Annotated in this window: 12 protein-coding genes; all 12 read left to right on the top strand. The window is 64.8% G+C overall.

Annotation, left to right across the window (positions count from 1 at the left end; genetic code table 11):
* The first annotated feature begins 53 nt into the window (after positions 1–53).
* The 12 genes from ACOYR4_RS04075 (at position 54) to mraY (ending at position 13,944) form a co-directional block, all read left to right on the top strand.
* Positions 54–1,115 carry a CobW family GTP-binding protein gene (locus tag ACOYR4_RS04075; protein ID WP_060985569.1) on the top strand — a complete coding sequence of 354 codons (1,062 nt, stop codon included), beginning with the start codon at positions 54–56 and terminating at the stop codon, positions 1,113–1,115.
* 177 nt (positions 1,116–1,292) lie between these two features.
* Positions 1,293–2,090: an RNA polymerase-binding protein DksA gene (gene dksA / locus ACOYR4_RS04080; protein WP_291445302.1), complete on the top strand. Its 798-nt coding sequence runs from the start codon at positions 1,293–1,295 to the stop codon at positions 2,088–2,090.
* 47 nt (positions 2,091–2,137) lie between these two features.
* A complete protein-coding gene (locus ACOYR4_RS04085; RefSeq protein WP_295943154.1) occupies positions 2,138–3,877 on the top strand; it encodes an STAS domain-containing protein in 1,740 nt (579 codons plus the stop codon).
* A 165-nt stretch (positions 3,878–4,042) separates the two neighbouring features.
* Positions 4,043–4,609 carry an ATP-dependent protease subunit HslV gene (gene hslV / locus ACOYR4_RS04090; RefSeq protein WP_056646768.1) on the top strand — a complete coding sequence of 189 codons (567 nt, stop codon included), beginning with the start codon at positions 4,043–4,045 and terminating at the stop codon, positions 4,607–4,609.
* Positions 4,610–4,740: 131 nt separating this feature from the next.
* Complete coding sequence (gene hslU / locus ACOYR4_RS04095) at positions 4,741–6,066, top strand: ATP-dependent protease ATPase subunit HslU (protein WP_209816178.1); 1,326 nt, start codon at positions 4,741–4,743, stop codon at positions 6,064–6,066.
* Positions 6,067–6,318: 252 nt separating this feature from the next.
* Entirely contained in the window at positions 6,319–6,747 is a 429-nt protein-coding gene (gene mraZ, locus ACOYR4_RS04100) for a division/cell wall cluster transcriptional repressor MraZ (protein ID WP_422848733.1), read from the top strand.
* Between the two features lie 8 nt (positions 6,748–6,755).
* The gene (gene rsmH, locus ACOYR4_RS04105) at positions 6,756–7,682 is read left to right on the top strand and encodes a 16S rRNA (cytosine(1402)-N(4))-methyltransferase RsmH (protein ID WP_422848734.1); all 927 of its coding nucleotides are present in this window, start codon (positions 6,756–6,758) and stop codon (positions 7,680–7,682) included.
* A gap of 1 nt (position 7,683) precedes the next feature.
* The gene (gene ftsL / locus ACOYR4_RS04110; RefSeq protein WP_015012548.1) at positions 7,684–8,013 is read left to right on the top strand and encodes a cell division protein FtsL; all 330 of its coding nucleotides are present in this window, start codon (positions 7,684–7,686) and stop codon (positions 8,011–8,013) included.
* A complete protein-coding gene (locus ACOYR4_RS04115; RefSeq protein WP_015012549.1) occupies positions 8,010–9,755 on the top strand; it encodes a peptidoglycan D,D-transpeptidase FtsI family protein in 1,746 nt (581 codons plus the stop codon). Before ftsL ends, ACOYR4_RS04115 begins: the two co-directional genes overlap by 4 nt.
* Complete coding sequence (locus ACOYR4_RS04120) at positions 9,755–11,269, top strand: UDP-N-acetylmuramoyl-L-alanyl-D-glutamate--2,6-diaminopimelate ligase (protein WP_422848735.1); 1,515 nt, start codon at positions 9,755–9,757, stop codon at positions 11,267–11,269. The genes ACOYR4_RS04115 and ACOYR4_RS04120 overlap by 1 nt, the downstream gene beginning before the upstream one ends.
* The gene (locus ACOYR4_RS04125) at positions 11,260–12,726 is read left to right on the top strand and encodes a UDP-N-acetylmuramoyl-tripeptide--D-alanyl-D-alanine ligase (RefSeq protein ID WP_422848736.1); all 1,467 of its coding nucleotides are present in this window, start codon (positions 11,260–11,262) and stop codon (positions 12,724–12,726) included. The genes ACOYR4_RS04120 and ACOYR4_RS04125 overlap by 10 nt, the downstream gene beginning before the upstream one ends.
* A gap of 39 nt (positions 12,727–12,765) precedes the next feature.
* On the top strand, positions 12,766–13,944 hold the full coding sequence (gene mraY, locus ACOYR4_RS04130; RefSeq protein WP_015012552.1) for a phospho-N-acetylmuramoyl-pentapeptide-transferase: 1,179 nt from the start codon (positions 12,766–12,768) through the stop codon (positions 13,942–13,944).
* Positions 13,945–13,988: the final 44 nt, after the last annotated feature.

The raw sequence follows: 13,988 nt of genomic DNA on the forward strand, positions 1-13,988 counted from the left end.
GGGGCACTGCTGCCGCGCAGCGCAAGTATTTGATTCCCTTGAAAGACAGATTTATGGCACTGATCCCCGTCACCATCCTCACCGGCTTCTTGGGCTCGGGCAAAACGACGTTGCTCAAGCGCCTCTTGAGCGAAGCCCATGGCCAGAAGATCGCCGTGATCGAGAACGAGTTCGGCGAAGAAAACATCGACAACGACATCCTGGTGACCGAGTCCAAGGAGCAGATCGTGCAGATGAGCAACGGCTGCATCTGCTGCACCATCCGGGAAGACCTGCGCGAAACGCTGCAACTGCTGGCCGCCAAGAAGCGCAAGAACCTGCTCGACTTTGACCGCATCGTGATCGAGACCACCGGCGTGGCCGACCCGGGCCCCGTGGCGCAGACCTTCTTCATGGACGAAGAGATCGCCGAGACTTACCTCATCGACTCGATCATCACGCTGGTGGATGCCAAACATGCGCCCCAGCAGCTCAACGACCGCCAGGAAGCGCGCCGCCAGGTGGGCTTTGCCGACCAGATATTCCTGTCCAAGACCGACCTGGTCAGCGCCGAGGAAACCGATGCGCTGATCCACCGCCTCAAGCACATGAACCCGCGCGCGCCCATCAAGGCCGTGCATTTTGGCGAAGTGCCGCTCAAGGAGGTGCTGGACCTGCGCGGTTTCAACCTCAATGCCAAGCTGGACATCGACCCGGACTTTCTCAAGGAAGAGGAGCACGGGCACGACCACCATGATCACGACCATGAGCATGGCGAGCACTGCAACCACCCGTCGCACCAGCATGGCCACGAGCACGGGCACCACCATCACCATGACGACGACGTGAAGAGTTTTGTGTACCGCTCGGACCGCCCGTTCGATCCGGCCAAGCTTGAAGACTTCCTCGGCGCCATCGTCAACATTTACGGCCCGCGCATGCTGCGCTACAAAGGGGTGCTGAATATGAAAGGCACGGAGCGCAAGGTGATTTTCCAGGGCGTGCACCAGCTCATGGGCAGCGACCTGGGCCCCCAGTGGGCCGAGGGCGAGCCGCGCACCAGCAAGATGGTTTTCATTGGCATTGACCTGCCCAAGGACATCTTCTTGCAGGGGCTGGAGCAAAGCCTGGTCTGACCTGCGCACGGGTTTGAGGGGGCGATGGCGCCCGATTTGTGTTGTATCCGCAACGTTTCCGTTTGCGTCAGCCCAGGTCGATACAATCGCGCCCCGGTAAAACCACCCAAGGCTTGCCACCAGTCCCGGGCCGTGAGAGCGGCCAAGGGCCCGCCCGTACTGCGAGGAGACCAGGAAGTGAAAGCCGACACCAGCAAATCCAAGGGGGCCACCAAGGCAACCCCTGCCGCGGCGAAAAGCGCCGCCGCCCCAGCAGCACCCAAGGTGGCTGCGAAGGCCGCTGCCAAGGCTGCTGCGGCACCCAAGGTGGCCGCGTCCCCTGCCGTGGCGGCACCCGCTGCGGCGCCTGCGCTACAGGCGGGCTCGCAGGTACCCGTGCGCACAACCCGGCCTTCTTCCCGATTGGCCCAATTGACCGTACCATCCATGGCACAGACGGTGGCCTCCACGGCCGCCAAAGCCAGTTATCAACACACCATGCCCACGACCGCGCAAGCGCAGCCCACTTTCACGGCTGCCAAAAAAGACCCCAAGCTGGCGAACAACTGGAAAACCAAGTCCGTCGCCGAGCTGACCGACGCTGAAGTCATGGCCATGCCCGACAGCGAGTACATGAACGAAAAGCAGATGGCGTTCTTCCGCCTCAAGCTCGTTCAGCTCAAGCAGGACATCCACAACAGCGCCGGCGAAACCACCGAGCACCTGCGTGAAGACACCGTGGTGGTGCCCGACCCGGCCGACCGCGCCACCATCGAAGAAGAGCACGCACTGGAACTGCGCACCCGCGACCGCGAGCGCAAGCTGCTCAAGAAAATCGAGCAATCCATCGCCCGCATTGACGCGGGTGACTACGGCTACTGCGACGAAACCGGTGAACCCATTGGCGTGGGCCGCCTGATCGCTCGCCCCACTGCCACGCTGTCGCTCGAAGCGCAGCAACGCCGCGAACTCAAGCAGAAGATGTTTGGGGATTGAGCAGGCAGCGGCCTGTCAATCAACGCGCGCACTCTGCACCCTGAGCCATGAGCAAGGAAGAATCCACCCCCGGCGGCCTGCTATCGAAGGTGGTGCGGTTCGTGAAGAATCCGACCGTCAACTGGACGGAGCTGGATTCCCTTCAGGACGACCGGGAGAGCCAGTACAGCAAGCAGATGCTCAAGGAGATGATCGAGCGCAAGCGCCGCAACGATTTTGTGCGGCGCCGCGAGTTCGATCAGCTGCGCAAGCTGCGCCAGCGCGAGGTCTTGCACGGCCAGCGGGTGGAAGACGCTGCAGGGCGGCCCTCGTTCTTCCAGAGCAGCATGGCATCGCCCGACGAGCGGGCCGTCACGCTCAAGAAGATCGACGAGATCGAAGCGCAGATGTCCCAGCAGTGGTGGAAGAGCAAGCAGGGCGCCGACGCCCCCACCCAGCCGGGGGTGATGCCTGATTCCAGCACCGAGGCGTCTTCGGAAGAACAGGCCCGGGCCTACGCACCCACGGTGCCCGGCAGCTTGTCCGCCCCGCTGGATACCAAACCCGCCGTACAGCCCCTGTTCGCCGATGACAGCATGGCCATTGGCCGTTTTGGTGGCACGGACGCCACCATGCTGCCCGGCACCACCCCAACCGTCGAAGCATCCTTCAGCCCTGCGGCTCCTACGGCTGCGCCCGCGCCCGCATTCGAACCGGAGGAATTCGTGCACGAACCCGATCTTGAAGAAGCCGCCATCCGGTTTGCCAATGGTGACCATGCAGGGGCCGAGTCTGGTCTGCTGGAGGTGCTGGCCCAGCACCAGCAGGACGATCCAGCGCAGCAGCTGGAAATCTGGATGACGCTGTTTGACCTGTACCGGGCCACCGGGCAGCACGACCGTTTTGACACCCTGGCCATCGACTTTGCCGCGCAGTACGGCCGTTCTGCGCCGCTGTGGTTCTCCATGCCGGCGCAGCTGGGTCTGGCCGCAGAGGCCGCACCCGCCGCCGAGCCCGCCGTCGCCATGCGCCGCGATTTCAGCTGGAACGCACCACCCACCGTCGCCGTCTCTTCGGTGGCGGCCCTGCAGGCCTCGCTGGCGCGCGCCGCATCGCCCTGGACGCTGTCTTGGTCGCGCCTCACTTCCATTGACGAGGCTGCGGTGCCTCTGCTGGCCGACCAGTTCAGCCAGTGGGCCGACCGTGAAGGGCAGATCGTGTTTTCGGGTGTGGAAAAGCTCCATGCCCTGCTGGATGCCAAGACCCAGTCGGGCGACCGCTCCAACAGCCCTGAGTGGTGGCGCCTGCGCATGGCCGCCATGCGCCTCATGGGCAAGCCCGACGAATTTGAACTGGTGGCGCTGGATTACTGCGTGACCTACGAGGTCTCGCCGCCGTCCTGGGTGTCGCCGCGCTGCGGATACTCGGACAACGAAGGGGTTTCGTCTGGTTCCGCCCCGCTGGCGGCGGACAGCGACTTCATGGCCTCCGACCTGGGCGAGCTGTCGGCCCCGGCCCCGCTGGATGTGGGCCCGGTGGCCGAGCTCAAGGGCCACATCGATGGCGATGCCACGCCCCTGTTGCAGCCGTTCGAGGCGCACTTCAAGCCCGGCGTGCCGCTGACCATAGCCTGCGACAAGCTGATCCGGGTGGACTTCGCGGCCGCAGGCTCTGTGCTCAACTGGGCCGCCGAGCAGCAAGGCCATGGCCATGTGATCCAGTTCCACAACCTGCAGCGGCTGGTGGCGATCTTCTTCAACGTGATCGGCATCAACGAGCACGCCTGGGTGGTGCCCCGCAAAAACTGAGCGGAGCTAACCCCGCCACGGGCGGCTGGGTGCGCCTCTCTGTTTCTTGTTTTCTCGGGTTGTCGGCGAAGCCGCCTTCAGCGGAGTGTGTGAGGGGCGTTTTACCCGTCTTTCCGCCGGATGGCTGCCTTGCAAAATGGGCTGTCGCCCCCATCTGCCGCAGCTATGGACTCATCACAAGACAACCACCCGGTGTTCCACGGCACCACCATCCTCAGCGTGCGCCGCCAGACGCCTTCCGGCATCCAGGTCGCCATCGGCGGCGACGGGCAGGTGACGCTGGGCAACATTGTGGTCAAGGGCACGGCGCGCAAGGTGCGCAAGCTCTACCACGGCAAGGTGCTGGCGGGCTTTGCCGGGGCCACGGCCGATGCTTTCACGCTGTTCGAGCGCTTCGAGGCCAAGCTGGAAAAGCACCAGGGCCACCTAACGCGCGCGGCCATCGAACTCACCAAGGACTGGCGCACCGACCGCGTTCTGCGCCGCCTCGAAGCCATGCTCGCGGTGGCCGATGCCAGCGCGTCGCTCATCATCACCGGCAATGGGGACGTGCTGGAGCCCGAGCAAGGCATCGTGGCGATCGGCTCCGGGGGCGCCTACGCGCACTCGGCGGCCAAGGCGCTGCTGGTGAACACCGAGTTGTCCGCCGAAGAGATCGTGAAGAAGTCGCTCGAAATCGCGGGCGAACTCTGCATCTACACCAACATGAACCACACCATCGAGACGCTCTGAGCGTACGGCGGTGGAACCGGCCCCAGGCTGGCCGCACGGTCAGCCTCTGATGGGCAATTGCTCTGTTTTTTATAGCTGCTAGCGCATGATCCACTAGCGCTACCGCCCCATTTGATACCAGGAAGACCTGTATGTCGTCCATGACCCCCCAGGAAATCGTCTCCGAGCTGGACAACCACATCGTGGGCCAGGCCAGCGCTAAGCGCGCCGTGGCCATCGCCCTGCGCAACCGCTGGCGCCGCCAGCAGGTGGAAGGCAGCCTGCGCCAGGAGATCACGCCCAAGAACATCCTCATGATTGGCCCCACTGGTGTGGGCAAGACCGAGATCGCGCGCCGCCTGGCCAAGCTGGCCGATGCGCCCTTCATCAAGGTCGAGGCCACCAAGTTCACCGAGGTGGGCTATGTCGGCAAGGATGTGGATTCGATCATCCGCGACCTGGCCGAGATGGCCGTCAAGCAGACGCGCGAGGCCGAGATGAAGAAGGTGCGCACCCGCGCCGAAGATGCGGCCGAGGAGCGCATTCTCGACGTGCTGATCCCTCCGGCCCGTGCTGCAGCAGGCAGCGAGCCCGCCGCTGACAACACCGCCCGCCAGGTCTTTCGCAAAAAGCTGCGCGAAGGCAGTCTGGACGACAAGGAGATCGAGATCGACGTGGCCGAAGGCCGCCCCCAGCTCGAAATCATGGGCCCCCAGGGCATGGAGGAAATGACGGAGCAACTGCGCGGCATGTTCAGCCAGCTGGGGCAGGATAAGCGCAAGACCCGCAAGCTCAAGATCGCGGAAGCCTTGAAGCTGATCACCGACGAAGAGGCGGCCAAGCTGGTCAACGAAGAGGAGATCAAGACCCGCGCCGTGCAGAACGCCGAGCAAAACGGCATCGTCTTCATCGACGAGATCGACAAGGTGGCCGCGCGGCAGGAAAGCAGTGGTGCGGACGTGTCGCGCCAGGGCGTGCAGCGCGACCTGCTGCCGCTGGTGGAGGGCACCACGGTGTCCACCAAGTACGGCATGATCAAGACGGACCACATCCTGTTCATCGCGTCGGGCGCTTTCCACCTGTCCAAGCCCAGCGACCTGATTCCGGAGCTGCAGGGGCGTTTCCCGATCCGGGTGGAACTGGAGTCGCTGTCGGTGAAGGACTTCGAAGCCATCCTTACGCAGACCCATGCGTCGCTGGTCAAGCAGTACCAGGCCTTGCTGGCCACGGAAGGCGTGACGCTGGAGTTTGCCCCCGAGGGCATCACGCGCCTGGCGCACATTGCCTTTGAGGTGAACGAACGCACCGAGAACATCGGTGCGCGCCGCCTGTCCACGGTGATGGAGCGCCTGCTGGACGAAGTGAGTTTTGACGCCACGCGCCTGTCCGGCCAGACCATCACCATCGACGCCGCCTACGTCGATGCGCGCCTGCAGACCCTAAGCCAGGACGAGGACCTGTCGCGCTACATCCTGTGACCACTCGGTCAAGCCTTGAGAGGTCACTTTCATAGGCCTCTCTAAGTACTTCTTTTTCAACGACTTTTGGCGTTTTGGTGGCTGAAAAAACGTATCTAAGTCGTTGATTTCATTGAAAAGTTTGTGGGACACCCCCCTTGTTCGGTGTGCTTTTCCTGCTACAGTGCAAAAAAGTGCAATTAAGTGGTGAAAAGTGCCCTCAAGGTCCCCTTCGGGACCTCCGAGGCGCAAAACCGAACTGGGAATCTGTCCGTGTTTCAAGGTGCCTCGTCGCTGAGTCTCGATGCGAAGGGTCGGCTGTCTGTGCCGACCCGGCATCGTGACGTCCTAGTGGCCACGGCATCGGGCCAGCTCACCATCACCAAGCACCCGCACGGCTGCCTCATGGTCTTTCCCCGTCCTGAATGGGAGAAGTTCCGCGAGCGTATCGCCCAGCTGCCCATGTCCGCCCAATGGTGGAAGCGCATCTTTCTGGGCAACGCCATGGATGTGGACATGGACGCCACGGGCCGTGTGCTGATCTCCCCCGAGCTGCGCGAAGCCGCCGGTATTTCTAAAGACACCATGCTGCTGGGCATGGGCAACCATTTCGAGCTCTGGGACAAGACCACCTACGACGAGCAGGAAGCCAAGGCCATGCAAGGCGAGATGCCGGATGTCTTCAAGGACTTCTCCTTCTGAGGCGCGCTGTGACATCTCCCTTGCAACACACCACCGTCCTGCTGAATGAGGCTGTGGACTCTCTCCTTGGCGGCGCGGGCGCGGAGCCTTCCGGCACCTGGGTCGACGCGACCTTCGGGCGCGGCGGTCACTCCCGCCTCATCCTGCTCCGGCTGGGCCCCCAGGGGCGCTTGGTGGCCTTTGACAAGGACCCCGAGGCCATCGCCGAAGCAACGCGCATCACCGATGCGCGTTTTTCCATTCGGCACGAAGGTTTTCGCCATCTGGCCGACCTGCCGCCTGCCAGCGCTGCGGGCGTGCTGATGGACCTGGGTGTGAGCTCGCCCCAGATCGACAGCCCCGAGCGGGGCTTCAGTTTCCGTTTTGACGGTCCGCTGGACATGCGCATGGACACCACGCGCGGCGAAAGCGTGGCCGATTGGTTGGCCACGGCCGAAGTCGGTCAGATTGCGGAGGTGATACGTGACTACGGTGAAGAACGGTTTGCTGGCCCCATTGCAAAGGCGATTGTTGCTCGGCGCGAAGAACGGGGTCCTCTTGCAACCACCGCAGAACTGGCCGACCTCGTGGCTGGCGCGGTCAAAACCCGCGAGCCGGGCCAGAACCCTGCAACGCGCACATTTCAAGCTCTTCGGATTTTCATCAACGCCGAGCTTGAAGAGTTGCAACAGGCGCTAGAGGCCAGCCTCTCGGTGCTGCAGCCCGGCGGGCGGCTGGTGGTCATCAGCTTCCATTCGCTCGAAGACCGTATCGTCAAACAATTCATCGCGAAACACTCCAAGGAGGTCTACGACCGCCGCGCACCGTTTGCCGCGCCGCAGGCCATGAAGCTCATCGCGCTCGACCGCATCAAGCCCAGTGCGGCCGAGGTCGAGTCCAATCCCCGCTCGCGCAGCGCCATCATGCGCGTGGCCGAGCGCACGGCAGTCGTCTGACATGACGCGGCTGAACGTGGTCCTTTTGCTGGCGGTGCTGGCCAGCGCGATCTACCTGGTGCACACCCAGTACGAATCGCGCCGCCTGTTCACCGAGCTGGACCGCGCGGTGGCCGAGGCACGTCGTCTGGAGACGGAGCACCAGCGCCTGCAGGTGGAAAAGCGCGCCCAGGCCACGCCGCTGCGGGTGGAAAGGATCGCGCGTGCACAGTTGAACATGCGCACGGCCACACCGGCCATCACGCAGTACGTATCTGACCCACAGGGTGTCGCAACTGCCAATGCAGCAGCGGCAGCCGCCGCTTCGCAACCTGCAGGGGCGCAGCCATGAGCCGCAGCGTGCTCTACACCTCAAGCCCTCTGCTGGCCAGCAAGACGCCGGTCTGGCGCAGCAAGTTCATCGTGGCGGTGATTGCGCTGGGTTTTCTGGGGCTGGCCGGTCGGGCGGCCTATGTGCAGGTGTTTGGCAACGCGTTCTTCCAGCGCCAGGGTGAGGTGCGGTTTGCGCGCACGCTGGAGCTGCCTGCCAACCGCGGCAAGATCGTGGACCGCAACGGTCTGATCCTCGCATCCAGCGTGCCGGCTGCGAGCATCTGGGCCATTCCCGAAGACGTGGACCAGGACAAGCCCGAGGTCCGCGCCAAGCTCAAGCAGCTGGCCAAGCTGCTGGACATGCCGCAGGCCGATCTGCTGAAGAAACTGGCGGATGAGGACAAGACCTTTGTCTGGATCAAGCGCCAGCTCGACTGGGATGTGGGCCAGCAGATTGCAGCCCTGGACATCAAGGGCATCTACCAGCGCAAGGAATACAAGCGCCAATACCCCGAGGGCGAGGCCGCCGCACACGTGGTGGGCTTCACTAACGTGGAAGACCATGGCCAGGAGGGCATGGAACTGGCGTTCGACAAGGAGCTGGCGGGCAAGCCCGGTTCGCGCCGCGTGATCAAGGACCGCCTGGGTCGCGTGGTGGAAAGCGTGGGCGAAACCGTGCCCCCGGTCGACGGCAAGGACATGCAGCTATCCATCGATAGCAAGGTGCAGTTCTTTGCGTACCAGAAGCTGCGCGACCAGGTGGCCGCGCACAAGGCCAAGGCGGGCAGCGTGGTGGTGCTCGATGCCCACACCGGCGAGCTGCTGGCGCTGGCCAACTACCCCAGCTACGTGCCCGACAAGCGCCAGAACCTCACCGGCGAGCAGTTGCGCAACCGCGCGCTCACCGACGTGTTCGAGCCCGGTTCCACCATGAAGCCGTTCACCATCGGCCTCGCACTGGAGACGGGCCGCGTGCGCCCCGAGACCATCGTGGACACCAACCCCGGGCGCATCACCATCACCGGTTCCACGATCTCGGACACGCACAACTACGGCGTGCTCACCGTGGAAGGCGTGATCCAGAAGTCCAGCAACGTGGGCACCACCAAGCTGGCCATGCAGATGCCCGCGCGCGAGATGTGGGAAACCTTCTCGGCGGCTGGTTTTGGCCAGAAGCCGCAACTGCACTTCCCGGGTGTGGTGACGGGCCGTCTGCGCCCTTACAAGAGCTGGCGTCCTGTGGAGCAGGCCACCATGTCCTACGGCTACGGCCTCTCGGCCAGCCTGTTCCAGATGGCGCGGTCGTACACCGTATTTGCCAATGGTGGCCGGGTCATTCCCGCCACCATGCTCAAGACCAGCGAGCCCGCCGTGGGCGTGCCCGTGTTTTCTGAGCGCACGGCCGACCAGGTGCGCAAGATGCTGCAGATGGCCGCAGGCCCCGGCGGCACGGGCCAGAAGGCGCAGACCGTGGGCTACTCGGTGGGCGGCAAGTCAGGCACCGCGCGCAAGCAGGTGGGCAAGAACTACGCCTCGGGCAAGTACCGCGCGTGGTTCACCGGCATGGCGCCCATCGACAAGCCCCGCATCATCGTGGCCGTGATGATCGACGAGCCCAGCAACGGCGTGTTCTACGGCGGCGCTGTGGCCGCGCCCGTGTTCAGCGAGGTGGTACAGCAAACCCTGCGCATGATGGGCGTGCAGCCCGACATGGCGGTCAAGCCGCAGATCGTGGCCAATGCGGTGGAGGAGTCGCTGTGATGCAAGCCCCGCTCCATACCCTGCAGACCGCTGGCGACGCGGTGCAATGGCTGCGCACGCGCGTCACCGGCACCCTGCACACCGACAGCCGCCAGATCACGCCCGGCGACGGCTTCATTGCCTGGCCTGGTGCCGCCACCGATGGCCGCGCGTATGTGGCCGATGCCATGGTGCGCGGCGCCACGGCCTGTCTGGTCGAACAGGCGGGGGTCGAGGCTTTCGCTTTCGATGGCGACCACATGGCCGCGCTGCCAGGCCTCAAGGCCGCCACAGGGCCCATCGCCGCTGAATGGTTTGCCCAGCCCACGCAGCAGCTGAAGGTGCTGGCCGTGACCGGAACCAACGGCAAGACCAGCACGGCCTGGTGGCTGGCGGGTGCGCTGAATGTGCTATCGAATGAGGAGTGCTCGGGGCGAGATCAATGTGCGCTGGTGGGCACTTTGGGCATGGGAGTGCCTCCGGCGCTGGCCTCCACCGGCATGACCACGCCCGACCCGGTGCGGTTGCAGCGCGCGTTTGCCCAGTTTGTGGCCCAGGGCCTCGGTGCCTGCGCCATCGAGGCCTCGTCGATTGGACTGGCCGAAGCCCGGCTCGACGGCACGCAGATCCACACCGCCATCTTCACCAACTTCACGCAGGACCACCTGGACTACCACGGCAGCATGGCCGACTACTGGCTGGCCAAGCGCGCTCTCTTCGACTGGCCCGGTCTGCAGGCCGTCATCGTCAATGTGGACGACCCCGCAGGCGCCCAGCTGCATGGCGAGCTGAAAGGCAGTGCGCTGGATCTGTGGAGCGTCTCGGCCCAGGCACCTGCGCGTCTGACGGCACAAGACACCACCCTGGGTGACCAGGGCCTGCGCTTCACGGTGGTGGAGGGCAATGACCGTCATCTGCTGCAAACCCGCGTGATCGGCCAGTACAACGTGCTCAACCTGCTGGGCGTGCTGGCCACGCTGCGCAGCCTGGGCGTGCCGCTGGACTGTGCCGTGCGTGCCTGCGCCAGCCTGCAGCCCGTGCCGGGCCGCATGCAGCGGCTGGTGGCGGTGGGCCAGCCCCTGGTGGCGGTGGACTACGCCCACACCCCCGATGCTTTGGACAAGGCCCTGCTAGCCCTTCGCCCCCTGGCGGCCGAGCGTGGCGGGCGGCTGTGGTGCGTGTTCGGCTGCGGCGGCGATCGCGACGCGGGCAAGCGCCCGCTGATGGGCGCCGTGGCCCAGCAGCAGGCCGACCAGGTGGTGGTGACCAGCGACAACCCCCGCAGCGAAGACCCAGCCGCCATCCTGCACCAGATCCTGCAGGGCACGATCGCCGGTGGCACGGTGCGCGCCGAGCCCGACCGTGCCGTCGCCATCGCCCAAGCCATTGCCGAAGCTGCGCCCGCCGATGTGGTGCTGATTGCCGGCAAGGGCCACGAAGACACCCAGGAGACGGCAGGCGTGCGCGTGCCGTTTTCCGACATGGCCCACGCGCAGGCTGCGCTGCAGGCCCGAGGAGCCCACACATGGGCATGAACAGTTTTGAACCCGTCATGACCCTGCAGCAAGCCTGGGCGCTGCTGCAGCCAAGTATCCCTGCCGCCCGTCTGGTGGGCGATGGCGCGACCCCGCTGGCGCGCGTGCACACCGACACGCGCACGTTGCAGCCGGGCGATTTGTTTGTGGCCCTCAAGGGCGAGCGCTTTGATGCCAACGCCTTTTTGGCCGATGCCCGTGCAGGCGGCGCTGCCGCCGCTATTGCGCACGGTGGCCTGGAAGCCGCGGGCTTGTCCGGCATCGAAGTGCCCAACAGCCTGGCTGCGCTGGGCGCACTGGCCACCGGCTGGCGCGCGCAATTCCACCTGCCGCTGATCGGTGTGACGGGCAGCAACGGCAAGACCACGGTGACGCAGATGATTGCGTCCATCCTGCGTGCCTGGCAGGGCGAGGCTGCGTTTGCCACGCAGGGTAATTTCAACAACGACATCGGTGTGCCGCTGATGCTGATGCGCCTGCGCGCCAGCCACCGCGCCGCCGTGATCGAGATGGGCATGAACCACCCTGGCGAGATCGCCACGCTGGCTGCGATGGCCCAGCCCACGGTGGCCTTGGTCAACAACGCCCAGCGCGAGCATCTGGAATTCATGCACACCCTAGAGGCCGTGGCCCGCGAGAACGGTTCGGTGTTTGCCAGCCTGCCGGCCGATGGTGTGGCCGTATTCCCGGCAGGGGATGCGTACACGAGCCTGTGGCAATCGCTTGCCATGGAGCGGCCCGGCCGCCGCACGGTGACATTTGGCGATGGCGGCGACGTCCGCTGCGCGCAGGCCACCTGGGAGCGCGGCGCCTGGGCGGTCACCCTGGCCACGCCACGCGGCGCGATCACCACCCGTCTGCACATCGCAGGCCGCCACAACGTGACGAACGCACTGGCGGCCACGGCGTGCACGCTGGCAGCCGGCGCACCGGTGGCTGCCATTGCCCAGGGGCTGCGCGACTTCACGCCGGTCAAGGGCCGCTCGCGCGCGTTCAGCGTGTCCGTTGCAGGCCGCGACATCACGGTGGTCGACGACACCTACAACGCCAACCCTGATTCCATGCACGCTGCCATCAAGGTGCTGGCTGAATTGCCGGGCCCGCAACTGCTGGTGATGGGCGACATGGGCGAGGTGGGCGACCAGGGCCCGCAGTTCCATGCCGAGGCGGGCGCACTGGCCCGTGAGGCGGGCATCCCCACGATGTTTGTTCTGGGTGCGCAGTCGGTGCACGCCGCATCGGCCTATGGCGATGGGGCCCGGCATTTCAACGAGATGGCCGCCCTGCAGGATGCCGTGCGCAAAGCCCTGCCCACGGTGGGCAGTGTGCTGGTCAAGGGATCGCGATTCATGAAGATGGAACAGGTGGTCGAGGCGATCAGCGCCGCCGCACTGCCCGCAGAACAACAACAAAGGCCGATCAACCCACGGGAGGGACACCATGGCGCAACGCATTGATATTGCCCGCACGGTGCCAGCCTGCGCCGGAGGTGCCACATGCTGCTGATGCTGTCGCAATGGCTGCAAGGGCTGTCGCCCGAGTTCGGCTTTTTCCGGGTGTTCCAGTACCTCACGTTCCGTGCGGTGATGGCCGCCATGACGGCGCTGCTCATCGGGCTGGTGGCCGGCCCCAAGGTGATTCGCATCCTCACCTCGCTCAAGATCGGCCAGCCCATCCGGGGCTATGCGATGCAGTCGCACCTGTCCAAGAGCGGCACGCCCACCATGGGTGGTGTGCTGATCCTGTTGTCGATTGCCATTTCCACCTTGCTGTGGTTTGACCTGTCCAACCGCTTTGTGTGGATCGTGCTCATCGTCACGCTCGGCTTTGGCGCCATCGGCTGGGTGGACGACTGGCGCAAGGTGGTCAACAAAGACCCCGAGGGCATGCGCTCGCGCGAGAAGTATTTCTGGCAGTCGGTGATCGGCCTCATGGCCGCGCTGTATCTGGTGTTCAGCATTTCCGAAAGCTCCAACGCCAAGGTGTGGGAGCTGTTTGTGGGCTGGGTGCAGTCGGGCTTCTCGCTGGACCTGCCGCCCAAGGCGGGCCTGCAGTTGCCGTTCTTCAAAGAGGTGAGCTACCCGCTGGGCGTGCTGGGTTTCGTGATCCTCACCTACCTGGTCATCGTGGGTTCCAGCAATGCGGTGAACCTGACCGATGGTCTTGACGGCCTGGCCATCATGCCCGTGGTGATGGTGGGCTCGGCACTGGGCGTGTTTGCCTACGTCACCGGTAGCTCGGTGTACTCCAAGTACCTGTTCTTTCCGCACATTCCGGGGTCGGGCGAACTGCTGATCTTCTGCGCAGCCATGGCGGGCGCAGGTTTGGCGTTTTTGTGGTTCAACGCGCACCCTGCCCAGGTCTTCATGGGTGATGTGGGCGCGCTGGCGCTGGGCGGTGCCCTGGGCACCATCGCCATCATCGTGCGCCAGGAGATCGTGCTCGCCATCATGGGCGGCATCTTTGTGGTCGAGGCGCTGTCGGTGATGCTGCAGGTCACCTGGTTCAAGTTCACCAAGAAGCGCTATGGCGAAGGCCGCCGCCTGCTCAAGATGGCGCCGCTGCACCACCACTTTGAGAAGAGCGGCTGGAAGGAAACGCAGGTGGTCGTGCGCTTCTGGATCATCACCATGCTGCTGTGCCTGATTGGCCTGTCCACGCTGAAACTGCGATGAACCCGAACGATCCTCTTGTCCCTGACCCCCTCGGTACGCCCGAG

Origin of the sequence: Acidovorax sp. M14 (genome assembly GCF_049331375.1) — a bacterium.
Lineage (GTDB): Bacteria > Pseudomonadota > Gammaproteobacteria > Burkholderiales > Burkholderiaceae_C > Acidovorax.

What these genes read in the sequence shown, in the direction of transcription:
- ACOYR4_RS04075 (WP_060985569.1), top strand. Translation starts at nt 54, where the DNA reads ATGGCACTGATCCCCGTCACCATCCTCACCGGCTTCTTGGGCTCGGGC.
- ftsL (WP_015012548.1), top strand. Translation starts at nt 7,684, where the DNA reads ATGACGCGGCTGAACGTGGTCCTTTTGCTGGCGGTGCTGGCCAGCGCG.
- hslU (WP_209816178.1), top strand. Translation starts at nt 4,741, where the DNA reads ATGTCGTCCATGACCCCCCAGGAAATCGTCTCCGAGCTGGACAACCAC.
- ACOYR4_RS04120 (WP_422848735.1), top strand. Translation starts at nt 9,755, where the DNA reads ATGCAAGCCCCGCTCCATACCCTGCAGACCGCTGGCGACGCGGTGCAA.
- ACOYR4_RS04115 (WP_015012549.1), top strand. Translation starts at nt 8,010, where the DNA reads ATGAGCCGCAGCGTGCTCTACACCTCAAGCCCTCTGCTGGCCAGCAAG.
- ACOYR4_RS04125 (WP_422848736.1), top strand. Translation starts at nt 11,260, where the DNA reads ATGGGCATGAACAGTTTTGAACCCGTCATGACCCTGCAGCAAGCCTGG.
- hslV (WP_056646768.1), top strand. Translation starts at nt 4,043, where the DNA reads ATGGACTCATCACAAGACAACCACCCGGTGTTCCACGGCACCACCATC.
- mraY (WP_015012552.1), top strand. Translation starts at nt 12,766, where the DNA reads ATGCTGCTGATGCTGTCGCAATGGCTGCAAGGGCTGTCGCCCGAGTTC.
- ACOYR4_RS04085 (WP_295943154.1), top strand. Translation starts at nt 2,138, where the DNA reads ATGAGCAAGGAAGAATCCACCCCCGGCGGCCTGCTATCGAAGGTGGTG.